This window comes from Streptomyces sp. NPDC093544, from assembly GCF_040683495.1.
In the GTDB taxonomy this organism is placed as follows: Bacteria; Actinomycetota; Actinomycetes; order Streptomycetales; family Streptomycetaceae; genus Streptomyces.
Genome location: NZ_JBFBEA010000035.1, coordinates 41840 through 54269 on the forward strand (window position 1 = coordinate 41840; position 12430 = coordinate 54269).

Sequence of the window (12430 nt, forward strand, 5' to 3'; positions counted from 1 at the left end):
ACGTGGAGATCTGCGGACGGCGGGCTGAACGTGTGGGGCAGGACCGGTGCCGGCGTGGTTGAAGAGGGCGTGTCAGTGGGTCTTCGATCAGCTTGGTACCGCGCGCCGTGCAGGGCAATCAAGGCGGCACCCCATGCCTCCGCGGCTCCGCCCCCAAGGGTACCGATGAGGCCGGCAAGTCCTGCATCCACGCGGTGCATTGTGCCTGGCCCAGACGTACGACGCCCGGTGATCTCTCGCTGGTTGTCACATGAACGCGCGCCGCCTGAAGTTCGAGGACAGTCCAACGGCGCATAGCCGAGCCCGGCAGTTCCGCCCGCGTCCTGCTTACTGCTTACTGCTTACTGCTTACTGCTTACTGCTTACGCAACAGCGCGCAGACGAAGTTCTCCTCCACCCTCCGCAGCCGCTCCAGCAGTTCCGGTTTGTTCGTCTTGTTGATCTGGGTGGTGAGGGAGAGGGCCAGCGACCGCTTGCCGTCCGGGGTGGCTGCGACCAGCTGCGTGTAGCCGGGGAAGTTGCCCGTGTGGCCGTACACCACGCCGCAGCGGGTGGAGTACTGGAAGATAGCCAGACCGGCGTTGTTCGTGCCGGGACCCGCGGGTTCGGATGCGCCGTTCACCCAGTTCAGTTGCTGATGGCGTGTCCGGTCGGAGATCAGCTTTCCGCCGGCGTAGCCGCGGATGAAGGCCGTCATGTCCTTCGGCGTCGAGATGATTCCGCCCGATGCCCACACGCCCGACGCACTCAGTACCTCGCTGATGTCCTCGGGCGGGTCCGGCGGAGTGACGTCGTAGCCGTGCATGTACGGCTCGGGCATCCGGTAGCCCTGGGGCAGGCTGGTGCTGCGCAGATCCAACGGGCGATACACGAGCTGGGCGAGCAGATCTTCGTAGCGCCGGCCTGTCACCGCCTCCGCCATCAGTGCCACAGCGATGTTGTCGGAGTTGGAGTAGGTGTACCGGGACCCCGGACGGAACACCAACGGCTTGTCGGCCACGAAGTCCAGCAGTCGGCGCGAGTCGAAACGGCGGCGCGGATTCTCGGTCACCAGGGCCAGGAACTCCGGGTCCGCGCTGAAGTCCGGCAGTCCGCTGGTGTGGTTCAGGAGCTGCCGCAGCGTCACCCGATGCCATGCACGAGGCAGCCGGGGAAGCACCTTGCCGATGGTGTCGTTCAGACGTAGCTTCCCGCGGTCGACGAGCTGGAGGGAGACCGCGCCGCTGTACGCCTTGGCCGTACTGGCGATGCGCATGTGGTCGGTGACCTCGATCGGGCGGTCGGTGCCGGTCTCGGCAACGCCGGCCCGGTACACCTCGGTGCCCGACCCGCGTTTGAGGACGGCAATCGCTCCGGGCGGTCCGCCGGGCGCGGTGGTCAGTTCCTGCAACTGCCGTCGCAGTGCGCGGTCGTCGTCGGCGGGGACATCCGCGGCTTGGGCCGAGGCATGCACCAGCCCGGAGATGCAGGCAGCGACCAGCAGCGCGACAAGAGGTAGGCGGACCTGCGGGGAACTGGGCACTAGCACGGAAGGACTCCTGAAGCATGAGCGCAGTGGGACGTCCAGCTTCACCCGTCGGTCAGGAACCTGCGCGCGGCTCTGCTCCAACCAGCCGAGAGCGGTACGCGGGCGATGCCCCGGCCCAGTCCCGTTCGATCTGTCCGACCACTTCCCCGTTCGTGTCCTTCCAGCCGGTGACGATCAGCATCGTCCGGGCAAGGATCGTGACGAGCCGTCCACCCACCCGCAGAGCCCCGAGCACCGGACAGAGACCAGGGCCAGGAGCCAGCGCGACCGTGGAGACGATCCGGTCATAGGTCCCGGGGATGTCCCTGGTCGCGTCCGCGGTGACGAACTTCGGATGCAGCCCGAGCCGTCCGAGCCGTCCGGATGCCGCGCTCGTCAGATAGGGGTCGACGTCGAGGCTTGTCACGCGCTGGTCCCCGAGCCGGTGCGCCGCGTACGCGGTAAGGCCGCCTGCCCCGGTGCCGAGGTCGAGTGTGTCCAGCCCGTCACCGAGGCGTCCGTGCCGCAGCATCCGGACGACGAGACTCGGCAGGGTGGCGGACGACGTGGGCAGTCCCTCGGCCTGGTCACCGGGCATGGCGTGATCGGCGTGCAGTGTGCCCACACGGGTGATCAGTGACCGGTTCGCGTACGCGGCTTTCCGCCACGCGTCGGGATCGCTTTCCCCGTCCTGAGAGCTCGTAACAGGATCACGGGTGGGCCTTCTTGAGGCGTCGCCGGCAGATGAGGCTGCACGCCAGGGAGACGAAGCCGTCGTGGAGTCCGAGGCGTCGTTCCCATCGGATGGCGAGGCGTTTGAACTGGTGGAGGAGGGCGAGGGCCTGCTCGACGACGTGGCGGAGTTTGTGAAGCTCCGCCTGTCGTTCGCAAAGTTCAGCCGTGCGGCGTGCCTGCTACCGGTTGGCCACGAGGAAGTTCTCCAGGATCTCGACAAACCGCGCCGGCTGCTCCTCGGCCGGGTAGTGGCCGCAGTCGTCAAGGACGACCCCCGTGACGTCGTCGGCCGCCAGCCGCATCGTCTGGGCGGCATTCGCGCCGCTCCACAGCGCGCCGCCTAGGGCGAGCACCGGCAGCGTCAGCCGGGTCTTGCTGCGCTGCTCGTTCTGCGCGATCGTCTCGTCCAGCGCCCGGTAGTACGCGAAGCTCGCCCGCAGTGCGCGAGGATCCGCAGTGATCGCGTCGACGTAGACGTCGACGGCGTACGCGGGGATCGCGGTCTGCGTGGCGGCCTTGGTGGCGAACTGCCAGCCGAAGAAGAGCCGTTCCCGTCCCCGGACCAGTTCCTCGTTGAGGTCGGTGAGCCGGTTGAAGCCGAACTGCCAGAGCTTCAGGTTGGCCGCGGCCGGGCCGAAGAACGGCGGGGACGGCGTGAGGCCGGGGATCACTGCTTCGAGGATGGCGAGCCGGCCCACCCGCTCGGGGTGATCGGCGGCGAGGGCGTATCCGGTCCACGTGCCGATGTCGTGGCCGACCACGTCGAACCGGTCGTGCCCGAGCGCGGTCATCAACGCGACCAGATCGGCGGCGAGCGTGCCGGCGTCGTAGCCGTCGTCGGGCTTGTCGGAGAGCCCGGCCCCGCGCGAGTCGACGGCGACGACGGTATGCCGGCGGGCGAGCGCGGGCATCACCTCCCGCCAGGCGTACCAGGTCTGGGGCCACCCGCCGATCAGCAGCAGCGCCGGGCCGTCCCCACCGGTGACCGCGTGCAGCCGCAGTCCGTTCACCTCCACGAGCCGGCTGGTGAAGACGTCAAGGAATCCGTCAGGCAGCCGCAGCGAACTCAAGCTTGTCATGCTGGCGACCCTACCCATCTTTGAACGATCGGTACAAGATGTGTAGGCTGACGGACCATGGCAGGCCGCAAGCAATTCGACGTGGACGAGGCGCTACGACGTGCGATGCACGTCTTCTGGCGCTGGGGTTATTCGGAGGCCTCGATCGATCGCCTGACCGAGGGCACGGGCCTGGGCCGGGGCTCGCTCTACGGCACCTTCGGCGACAAGAGCGCCCTCTTCCGCAAAAGCCTCCAACGGTACGCGCAGACCTACCACCCGCTGTACGAGCAGGCACTGTCCGGCCCCCACCCGAGCCCGAGCGCCGTGGTGGCCGCCTACCTGCAGGTCGCCCTGAACCGTATCGCCGACCCGACGGTCCCGGATGGCTGCCTGCTCACGGTGTCGGCAACGCAGTTCCCGGCGCTTGACGCGGAGGGCCGGGCGATGGTCCGCGCCATGATCGACGGTTTGCGGGCGATGCTGGAGCAGGCGTTGCTGGCGGCGGGGGCCGGTGAGCAGGAGGCGGCAGAGCTGGCGTTGTGCACGCTGGCGACGAACAAATCTCTGGCAGTGCTGAGCCGCGCCGGTTTCTCGGGCGAAGACCTGGCAACCGTCGCGGCAGCCGCCGCAAAGAATGCCAAGGCTGTGCCGAACCGGCCGGCCGAACCCTCGGCGCCGCGATAGGCGGGAACGACTCCGTCGCCGACCACGAATCCGCATGCGCTGCTGATCATGACGATCATCAGTACACCGGTGAACCGGGCGATGGGGGCCAGTAATCGGCTCATACCGTCACCCTCACAGCACGCGCCGGTTCGAGTTCAACCGGAAGCCCGCTCGCGGGACTCAGCTCCGCGAAGTCATGGAAGCGACGCCGGAAGTTCCGGTGCCCGGTTTCTTACATGTGGCTTCTCATCCAATCGTCAACGTCGTTGGCTTCGGAGTGAATGCCGGAGTCGGCTCCGCAGGATTCTTCTTCGCCCGCTACGCAGTTCGCGGAATATTCGGGCTCAACGGTGGGATCCTGGCGAGTCATGAACAACTCGTATCGGAATACGGCACGGCTCATCAAAACCCCCTCTGGCTACGGTCGTTCAGATTGGCGATGGCGCCGGACAGTGCCTCTGAGAGCGTCACCAACTCGACGCGTTCCGGCGAGACGTCCCACTCCTTGCCACCTTCGAGGGGGCGAAGCTGGACGTACGGGCCCACGTGTCAATGACCTTGCCGACCTTGCCTGTGCTCGCGTCTCGGGCCGTGGCTCCGACGGGGGGCGGCCTCACGAGATCAGCCGCTTGAGTCCGGCGTGAACGGCCCGAAGGTCGACGGCGTGAGGATCGGCGAAGCCACCGCGCGGGCGCCAGCCGAGTAACGCCCAGTCCCCGAACTCTCTGCGCTGCATGACCAGCTGCGCCACGTCGTCCGGCGTGCTGTTGGTCGTGGTGGTGCTGGTCATGGTCGGTTGCCATACCCTTCGCGTCTCTGTGTGCTCGCTCCGTGACTTCCTGGTTCCACGATGGCCGCTGACGCGGAGGCTCGACAGTGCCAAGGGGTTTCCAACAGGCTTGGAAAGTCAGGTGAGTTGAACAAGTGAGCGAGTCGGAGCCTGCGAACGGCCTTGAGTGGTTCGGGCGAGAGCTGGAGGCAGCGTTAGAGCACAAGGGAGCCGCGCAGCAGGAGTTGGCCGACTTCACCGGCTACAAGGCCCCGTACGTGTCGAAGGTGAACAACGGCAAGGCGCTGCCGTCGCCAGAGTTCGCAGCAGGATGCGACCGCTTCTTCAACACCAGCGGATACTTCGCGCGGTTGCTGGTCAGGATCAGCCAACAGGGCTACCCGTCTCGGTTCGTGCCGTACATCCAGTACGAGCAACGAGCCACAGTCATCCTTGACTACAGCCCCGGACTGATCATGGGTGCGCTACAGACGGAGACGTACGCAAAGGCCGTCTTCCGGTCTTCGGGCCCACGGGACGGCGTGGAGGCGATCAACGACAAGGTGGCACGGCGACTCAACCGGCGGGAAGCCTTGGATCGGGACGAACCCCCGCTTCTGTGGTGCGTATTGGACGAGTCCTGTCTACAGCGAGTGGTAGGCGGGCCCGCGACGATGCGTGAGCAACTGGGCAGCTTGCTCAAGGACGCGGAGCCACCACACATCACGCTTCAGGTGCTCCCCTACACCTCAGGTGCCCCGTCTACGCATCTCGCCTTCACTCTCCTGGATTCAAGGACGAAGCAACCGTTCTCTACGTAGAGACTCCGGTCTCTGGCCAGGTGGTCGACTCCGCTTCTGCGGTCACAGAGAACAGGGTGACCTACGATCGACTTCGCGCCGACGCCCTCTCACCGGATGCCTCGCTCGCCCGCATTCGTTCGTTGATGGAGGAACTACCCGATGAGCAACACCCATGACCTGTCCCGTGCCGAGTGGGTCAAGTCTTCGTACAGCGGCGGCAACGAAGGGCAGTGCGTCGAGTGGTCACCCGCTTACGCGATAGCCCACGGTGTCGTTCCGGTGCGGGACAGCAAGACCCCCGCCGGGCCGACGCTCATACTCTCGCCCGAAGGCTTCGCCGGTCTCGTGGCGTTCGCCCGCAGCGCCGCCGACGCGTAACCCGCCCCGCAGCCCCGACTTTCCTGAGAGGCAGGAAAGTCGGGGCTTCCTGTTGTTCGGGCAGGGCGAAGCCCCACCCAGTGATCCGCCCTCGACAGACAGCCGCGCCCCTGTCATGAGGGCGCACGGGCCGGCGACCACGCACCAAAACGCGGGTGCCCCGTGCGCCCTTCCCTTGAGATTGCCACCCGTGCCGAGGGGCAACCAAGACGGGTTAGCAGTTCCACAGCCCGGTTGACCTGCGCGTTTCATCTCGCCAGTACCGAGGGGTTGCCAAGAAGGGTTAGCAACGTCAGTACCTGACCGGAACGGTCACGGACCAGCGTGGTGCCAGGTTCTACCGTCATCGGAGACGGTCAGAAGGACGAACTCTCACCGGCGCCCGCGCGGTACGAGGCTGGAGTGAGTTGGTGAGCTGACCGGGCGAAAGAGCTTGCCGAGCCGCCTACCGCGAGCTGACCCGGGCGGCTCATGTCTTGCGCCGTCGGTACGGCTCTGTGTAAGGCGTGGTCGTCTGCCCGGCCTGCTGCCGCACCACATCAATGCGGGGTCCCGCTGTGTAGTACCTTCCCCGGGCTTCGCCGTGAGAGACGAGCCACTCGAGGCGGACCATTTCCTTGATGTCCCCGGGGGGATGGGAGTAATTGTCAGTACCTGTGGGTGTGTTGTCCGGCCGCAGCGTCAGTGGGTAGGGGTCTGGTGACGTGGGGCCGGCTTGCGGGCCAGGATCTGAAGGCCCGCCGATGTGTTGCCGTTCATGGTGGTCACGGTGGTTCGTCGGGTGTCGATGGTCTCGAAACCGGCGAGCAGGGAGGTGAACCAGCCGCTCGGATGGTGGCGGCATACTGCGCCGTCGCCGGTCTCGAACACCCCGTAATTGCCGTAGGGCTCGGCGAACCTCGCGTAGCGGTCGCGGTTGCGCTGGTCGTCTTGTAGCAGCAGATCGCTGAGGTAGAGCAGCGCGCCGGGCTTGAGCACGCGGTGCAGCTCGCCCATCAGCAGCCGCTGTGCGCCGTCGCTTGGGATGCAGGTCAGCACCGCGAAGAGCACGACCACGTCGATGCTCGCGTCCGGGCAGGCCACAGTCGGCGGCGTGTCCAGCACCGCGAAGCGCATCGCGGGATGCATGCTGCGGGCCCGGGCGATCATCCCCGGTGAGGTGTCGACGCCGGAGAGGTTGTCAAAGCCCTGCTGTTCCAGCGCGTCCAGGGTTCGGCCGCAGCCGTAGTCGAGGATCGCGGCGTTTCGTTCGACGTTGTCCAGCCACGGTGTGCGCAGCGGGTGCGTGAATCGCTTCGTCGTCGCGGCGGCGTCCCAGTAGGCGGTCTGGCTGTCGAGGTCGGACACGGCGGATGCCTCCCATGGGCGTTTCGGGGAAAGTGGTCACGCTTCCACGGTCTCGGGGCGTTCGGCGAGGTGTCCGCGTTCGAAGCGGGCTCCGGCGCGGACGAGGGCCACGAGGTGGGGCGCGTTGACCGCCCTCCAGCGCGCCTGGGCGGATTCGACGAGCTTGAAGACCATGGCAAGCGCGGCGGCCGCGCTGCCGGCGCCCTTGGTGACCTTGGTCCTCAGCCGTACTGTCGCGAGGGTCGATTCGATGGGATTCGTCGTGCGTAGGTGAACCCGGTGCTCGGCCGGGAAGTCGTAGAACGCCAGCAGTTCGTCGACGTCGTCGGTGTTCTTCTTGACGGCCTTGGGCCACTTCGCGCGGTAGGTCTTCTCGAATGCGGCGACGGCCTTGACCGCGTGCTCGCGGTCCTCGGCGTTGTAGATGTCCTGCAGCGCGCTGGAGATTTCGGGCCGCCCCCGCAGGCGATCAGCGGCGGCCGGTGGCCAGGATGACGAGGAACTGGCCGCCGCCCGCCTCGATGTCGGCGGTCACCGGCAGCCCCGGTACCAGTCGGGAGAACCGGTCCACCAGCCAATCCGCCGTCTCTTGGGCGTCCCGCCTGGTCGGACAACGGCCCACCATCTCGCGGCCCCCCTTGCGCTCCAGCCTCCCGGCAACGGTGATCAGCGGCGCGGGTTCGACCACGTACAGGCGGTCCGGCCAGGCGATGACCACCTTGACCGCGCCCTTACGGGTGTTGCACCCACGGTGCGCGAGCCGCTCGGCGACCTTGGCCTTGCGGTCGGCGGTCCGGCCGTCGACGCTGGGCCCCCGCGGGTCGTTCACCGATTCGTCGGGGTCGACCGATTCGTCACACACCCAGCAGCGCCAGCCGTCACGCTCGGCCACATCATCAAGGAGACTCACCCGAGCAAACTAGCCTGCCCGGCCACCACCCCGCACACCAGGTGCTCGAGGAACGGGGCAGCCTGCCAGCACCCGGCACCGGCACCACGCCCTGATCTCTCGGCTGCCCGCTCCACGACGGTGGCACCCAGGCCAGGACACCACCGGACCGACGGCCCGGCCGCACGGGCCCGGCGGGCCTTCACCGTGAGCGTGGCGGCGCAGCAGGGCGGGCGGCGGAGTCCGGGTCCAGGGGCGAGGTCGGCTTCACCGCTCAGATGCACCGGTCTGGAAACGACTGCAGCCGGCAGACCCCACGGGCGCTACGAGGCGACTGTCTTCATTGCGGCCATCAACGAGTGGCTGTGACCAAGCGACTCAATACGGGAAGCACGCCTCGCAGGTCGCTGTCGTCCACCGTGGCGGTCGCCGCCGCCCGCGCTCCTGCCGAGGCGTTGAATGCCACGCTCAACCCCACGGATGCGAACAGTGGCAGATCGGAGCGGCTGTCCCCAACGGCTCCGCACGAGCGGAGAGCCAACCCCAACTCTCGCGCCTGGGCGAGGGCGAAATCTCGTTTGCCGTACTCATCGAAGTGGCGGGCGACCCGGCCCGTGAACCGGCCGTCCGTGGTCTCCAGCCGAGGTCCGCTGAACGCGTGGAAGCCGAATCGGTCGGTCAGGTAGCTGCCGACCGGCGACCAGGCGAGGGTTGCCAGCACGGGTACCAATTTGTTCCGCCAGCACCAGGCCACGGTCTCCGTGATGCCCGAGACCAAGGGAAGCCCGTCGAGCCAGCCAGAGACTTGTCCTTCGGGCATGCCCGTCCAACCTGCGGCATCCAGCTCGGAAACTTGCCGATTGTCCAGGGCGCCGGAGGCGTAGGCGTCCTCGGCCTTGGCCAACTCGTCTCGATGGCCAAGGAAGCCAGCCAGGAAAACCGACGAACTCGTACCTGGGACGAGGGTGCCGTCGACATCGAAGAACACAGCGCCCACATGATCGGATGAGAACACCGGCCAAGGATGTCACCAGCACGCGAGACGACGGATCGCGGGCGTCCCCGCGCACTTCCGATACACGCCCTAACGTCGCCACCCAGCCATCACGAGAGATCAAGATCGCGCGTTCGCTGTCCGCCTGGTGGGGTCATGGCGCTGACCGCGCGGCGATCCGGCGGCACACCGCTCGAGGTGCTGTTTGCTGCCGCTCGGTCTCAGCCGCTGTCCTTGCGGTAGTGCTGGAACAGTGCCAGGGCCGCTACTGACGGAGCGTCCTTGAATCGGCCTTCGGCGATCAGCTGCCACACCTCCGCCTCAGAAAACCAGCGGCTGATCAAGCCGGCTTCTTCGTCGTCCAGGTGAGGCTCGCCACGGGTGAGATCCGTGGCAAGAACGACGTGAAACCCCTGGTCACAGTATCCGTAGGCCTCGAAGAGGTGCCCCAGGGGCGTCATCGTTCGAGCGGCCAGGCCCGTCTCCTCCGCAAGTTCACCGCGCGCCAAGTCCAGCGGGTCTGCGTCCGGTCTGTCTTCCCAGGTGCCCTGAGGGAACTCCCAATAGCGGGCTTTCACCGGATACCGGTACTGCTCAACGAGGTGGAAGCCCCCGTCCTCATGCGGAATGATCAACGAAAAGTCCGGTTTGTGTACCACGCCGTACAAGCCCTCTGCGCCGTCGTGGCGCACCGTCCTGTCCTCGCGAACGGTCATCCAGCGGTTCTGGTAGACCACGGTCGAGCTGGCGGCTGTGAGCTCATGCTCGGGTAACGATGCGTCGGAGATCATGCCGTGACGTTAGCCGAGACTCGTTGACGACCTGTTCGACGAGATCGCCCCCGCCCCGGTCCTCAAGATCCGTCCCATATCCCCAGTCGCTTGAGCCTGCGCTGCCGGCGCCGCTCCGAGACTGCCGTGAGGCTGAAGACAAGTCCGATGAGCAGCCCGAAGACCACAGCGAACAGGGGATCGTCGGGCTCCTCCTCGCGCGACACCATCAAAAGGAAGAGCGTGAAGGGAACGGCGACGCAGAGACCGGCGCCGATCGGATGCCGGGCCACCCATTTCTGCACCCGAGTTGGACGCCGCTGCCCACCCATGGCCCGATCCAGAGCCCAGAACGCCTCGCTCAGGGACCGCCACCTGTTCGCCACGGCAGAACAATATGGCAGTCGATCAGCTGCCCCTGGCCGAGGGTTCATTACCGAGAACCGCCCGAGCGCCGGGTTCACGGCCCGGCGCCGCCCGGCTGAAGGTGCGGGCCTCCAGGTACGCAGTCCAGTCGGTAACCGCGCGGGAACGCCATCGCGTTACGGTGCTGAGGTGGAGGCCGAGCAGGGCTGAGAGGACGGCCGCAGGCATGTCCTGAGCGAGCTGGACCAGGGCGGTTGCTCGGGCGGGACGACTGGGGATTCCGTGGTCGGTGAGGCGGCGGGCCAGCGCGCTGCCGGTGATATGACGGCCTGGCTCGGCTGCGGGGAAGAGCCAGCGGTTGGGGTAGTTCGTTACCCAGCCCGGTGGCCGCGGCTGGTTGGCGAACTCGCTCAGGAGGCGGGGCAGAGGGGCGGGCAGGCGGATGGGGACGCGGTCCAGGACGAGGACTGTTTCCTGATTCCGCACGGTCACGGCGTCGGCGCTCGCTGGACTGATCGCCGTGGCGTACCCGGCGCTGATACCAGCGATGACGATCGTTCTCGCTGCGTTCGTCGTCCTGGTCGCCTTCCTGAAGCTGTGAGGGCGGCGAGGCTGTCCGGCGTCGGCCGGATCAGGGACTTAACGCGGGCCCGTCTGTCGGCAACGGCAGTTCCGTATCCGCCTCAATGGGGGAGGCGCGGAAAGACGCGGCGCAAAGTCCCATACGGAACGATGCGGCCCGTCTTTGCCGCCACCCCTGTTCTGCGCCCCTGAACCCGCCCAGGAAGAACGCGATTTCACCTGACCGGGGGGGTAACCAGAGTGCGCGTCCGGGGGTCTGGCGCAGCCCGTTCCGGCACTCAACCTCATTCCGGAGGCCGTCGGCCGCCCATAGCGTCAAGGCATGACGAAGGACTATGTGGTGGGCGATGACGGTGTTGGGCGTGGGAGCACGACGCGCAGGGGTGTGTTGCTGGGGCTTGGCCTCGCCGCGGGTGGCACTGCCTTGGGCGTGGGCCCGGTCGCGACCGCGTCTGCTGCCGCGTCCGGGCGTGACGGCAACAGCCGGAGCGGGAGAGGGCCGTGTACGTATGTGCTGGTGCATGGCACGCACAGTGCGGGAGCGTATTGGCTGCCCGTCGCGCAGGAGTTGACGCTTCGCGGTCATCGCGTCGTCGCGGTGGATCTGCCGTTGCACGGCTCGCAGGCGTTCGTGCCGGAGTCGTACCAGAGGCAGGATCTGGCGGCCATGGCCACCGAGTCCTCACCTGTCGCCGCCCTCTCTCTGGACGATTACGAGAAGCACGTGACGCGTATCGTGCGCCGCGCGGCGGCGCACGGCCCCGTGATCTTGGTTGGCCATAGCCTGGGCGGCGCGACCGTGAGCCGGGTGAGCAACGCCGTACCGGAACTGCTCCACCACATCTGCTATATGGCGGCTTTCTGCCCCAGCCCCGCCCTGCCGACCCCCGACGCCTGCACTGCGGCGCCGGAGAACGAGAACGCGCTCATACCGTTCGATCAGATCATCGGGGATCCGGAACGGCTCGGTGTGATGCGGCTCAATCCCCGCACGGGTGACTTGGGGGACCTCAAGGCGCTCCGGGAAATGATGTGCGCGGGCTATCCGGACGATGTGTTCCGGCAGCGGCTCGGCAGCATGCAAACGGACGAGTCGACCACGGCTTATGCGGGGTGGGCCGTTGGCAGGGTGGAGACCTGGGGACGGCTGCCCCGCACGTATCTCCGCTTCGGCAAGGACCGGACGATCGCCACGGAGCTCCAGGACCGGATGATCGCGGAGGCCGATGCGCTGACGCCTCACAATCTCTTCCGGGTCCATGACTTCCCGGCCGCTCCGCACATCGGCCCCCTGGACCCGGCACCGGTGGCGAGCGCACTGGCCGTGCTCGTTCCGTAAAACCTGGCTGTTCGTCAGATCACCACGCCTCACGGTACGTGATCGCCTAGGACTGGGATTCGCTTTCGCAACGGGCCCTGGCGCGGCCCGATCGGTGTGGTGATGCTGGTCGAGTTCCCGCGTGGCCATAGCGGCGGTGTCGCGCCGGCTGCTCCTTTTTTCCATGGTCCTGTCCGGCCGGGTCGCGGCCACGGGCGGAGTGGGGGCGGCCGGGCGGGTGTCGT

The 12430-nt window shown here is 67.2% G+C and carries 13 protein-coding genes and 3 pseudogenes; 4 read left to right on the top strand and 12 right to left on the bottom strand.

What is annotated here, in order from left to right; genetic code table 11:
* Window positions 1-355: 355 nt before the first annotated feature.
* The 4 genes and pseudogenes from AB0N66_RS37300 to AB0N66_RS37315 all read right to left on the bottom strand — a co-directional run bounded on the left by AB0N66_RS37300 (window position 356) and on the right by AB0N66_RS37315 (window position 3321).
* Window positions 356-1528: a serine hydrolase domain-containing protein gene (locus AB0N66_RS37300; protein ID WP_365443514.1), complete on the bottom strand. Its 1173-nt coding sequence runs from the start codon at window positions 1526-1528 to the stop codon at window positions 356-358.
* Window positions 1529-1580: 52 nt separating this feature from the next.
* Window positions 1581-2132: a methyltransferase domain-containing protein gene (locus tag AB0N66_RS37305; protein ID WP_365443517.1), complete on the bottom strand. Its 552-nt coding sequence runs from the start codon at window positions 2130-2132 to the stop codon at window positions 1581-1583.
* Between the two features lie 85 nt (window positions 2133-2217).
* Window positions 2218-2373 (bottom strand): annotated as a pseudogene (locus AB0N66_RS37310) (IS5/IS1182 family transposase); the annotation flags it as partial.
* Between the two features lie 48 nt (window positions 2374-2421).
* The gene (locus AB0N66_RS37315) at window positions 2422-3321 is read right to left on the bottom strand and encodes an alpha/beta hydrolase (RefSeq protein WP_365443520.1); all 900 of its coding nucleotides are present in this window, start codon (window positions 3319-3321) and stop codon (window positions 2422-2424) included.
* A 57-nt stretch (window positions 3322-3378) separates the two neighbouring features.
* On the opposite strand from AB0N66_RS37315, the gene AB0N66_RS37320 reads away from it, so the two are divergent.
* Window positions 3379-3987 (top strand): TetR/AcrR family transcriptional regulator, encoded by a 609-nt coding sequence (locus tag AB0N66_RS37320; RefSeq protein WP_365443523.1) that lies wholly within the window; start codon window positions 3379-3381, stop codon window positions 3985-3987.
* Window positions 3988-4582: 595 nt separating this feature from the next.
* Here the strand turns inward: AB0N66_RS37320 and AB0N66_RS37325 are convergent.
* Complete coding sequence (locus AB0N66_RS37325) at window positions 4583-4759, bottom strand: hypothetical protein (RefSeq protein WP_365443526.1); 177 nt, start codon at window positions 4757-4759, stop codon at window positions 4583-4585.
* Between the two features lie 455 nt (window positions 4760-5214).
* Between AB0N66_RS37325 and AB0N66_RS37330 the strand changes: the two are divergent.
* Window positions 5215-5717, top strand: a pseudogene (locus tag AB0N66_RS37330) (DUF5753 domain-containing protein).
* Window positions 5701-5919 (top strand): DUF397 domain-containing protein, encoded by a 219-nt coding sequence (locus AB0N66_RS37335; RefSeq protein ID WP_365443529.1) that lies wholly within the window; start codon window positions 5701-5703, stop codon window positions 5917-5919. The pseudogene AB0N66_RS37330 and the gene AB0N66_RS37335 overlap by 17 nt, the downstream one beginning before the upstream one ends.
* 681 nt (window positions 5920-6600) lie before the next feature.
* On the opposite strand, the gene AB0N66_RS37340 is transcribed toward AB0N66_RS37335, so the two are convergent.
* The 7 genes and pseudogenes from AB0N66_RS37340 to AB0N66_RS37370 all read right to left on the bottom strand — a co-directional run bounded on the left by AB0N66_RS37340 (window position 6601) and on the right by AB0N66_RS37370 (window position 10777).
* Window positions 6601-7266 carry a class I SAM-dependent methyltransferase gene (locus AB0N66_RS37340; RefSeq protein WP_365443532.1) on the bottom strand — a complete coding sequence of 222 codons (666 nt, stop codon included), beginning with the start codon at window positions 7264-7266 and terminating at the stop codon, window positions 6601-6603.
* Between the two features lie 36 nt (window positions 7267-7302).
* Window positions 7303-7707 (bottom strand): annotated as a pseudogene (locus AB0N66_RS37345) (transposase); the annotation flags it as partial.
* A gap of 28 nt (window positions 7708-7735) precedes the next feature.
* Window positions 7736-8176, bottom strand: coding sequence for a hypothetical protein (locus tag AB0N66_RS37350; RefSeq protein ID WP_365443535.1), 441 nt, complete (start codon window positions 8174-8176; stop codon window positions 7736-7738).
* A gap of 331 nt (window positions 8177-8507) precedes the next feature.
* A complete protein-coding gene (locus tag AB0N66_RS37355) occupies window positions 8508-9170 on the bottom strand; it encodes a haloacid dehalogenase-like hydrolase (RefSeq protein ID WP_365443538.1) in 663 nt (220 codons plus the stop codon).
* Window positions 9171-9370: 200 nt separating this feature from the next.
* The gene (locus tag AB0N66_RS37360) at window positions 9371-9940 is read right to left on the bottom strand and encodes an NUDIX hydrolase (protein ID WP_365443541.1); all 570 of its coding nucleotides are present in this window, start codon (window positions 9938-9940) and stop codon (window positions 9371-9373) included.
* Between the two features lie 62 nt (window positions 9941-10002).
* Window positions 10003-10305: a hypothetical protein gene (locus AB0N66_RS37365; RefSeq protein ID WP_365443544.1), complete on the bottom strand. Its 303-nt coding sequence runs from the start codon at window positions 10303-10305 to the stop codon at window positions 10003-10005.
* A gap of 22 nt (window positions 10306-10327) precedes the next feature.
* Window positions 10328-10777 (bottom strand): helix-turn-helix domain-containing protein, encoded by a 450-nt coding sequence (locus AB0N66_RS37370; RefSeq protein ID WP_365443547.1) that lies wholly within the window; start codon window positions 10775-10777, stop codon window positions 10328-10330.
* A gap of 412 nt (window positions 10778-11189) precedes the next feature.
* Here AB0N66_RS37370 and AB0N66_RS37375 point away from each other — a divergent pair, with 412 nt between their 5' ends.
* Window positions 11190-12206 carry an alpha/beta hydrolase gene (locus AB0N66_RS37375; protein WP_365443550.1) on the top strand — a complete coding sequence of 339 codons (1017 nt, stop codon included), beginning with the start codon at window positions 11190-11192 and terminating at the stop codon, window positions 12204-12206.
* Window positions 12207-12430: the final 224 nt, after the last annotated feature.

What these genes read in the sequence shown, in the direction of transcription:
- AB0N66_RS37320 (WP_365443523.1), top strand. Translation starts at nt 3,379, where the DNA reads ATGGCAGGCCGCAAGCAATTCGACGTGGACGAGGCGCTACGACGTGCG.
- AB0N66_RS37325 (WP_365443526.1), bottom strand. Translation starts at nt 4,759, where the DNA reads ATGACCAGCACCACCACGACCAACAGCACGCCGGACGACGTGGCGCAG.
- AB0N66_RS37335 (WP_365443529.1), top strand. Translation starts at nt 5,701, where the DNA reads ATGAGCAACACCCATGACCTGTCCCGTGCCGAGTGGGTCAAGTCTTCG.
- AB0N66_RS37375 (WP_365443550.1), top strand. Translation starts at nt 11,190, where the DNA reads ATGACGAAGGACTATGTGGTGGGCGATGACGGTGTTGGGCGTGGGAGC.
- AB0N66_RS37315 (WP_365443520.1), bottom strand. Translation starts at nt 3,321, where the DNA reads ATGACAAGCTTGAGTTCGCTGCGGCTGCCTGACGGATTCCTTGACGTC.
- AB0N66_RS37360 (WP_365443541.1), bottom strand. Translation starts at nt 9,940, where the DNA reads ATGATCTCCGACGCATCGTTACCCGAGCATGAGCTCACAGCCGCCAGC.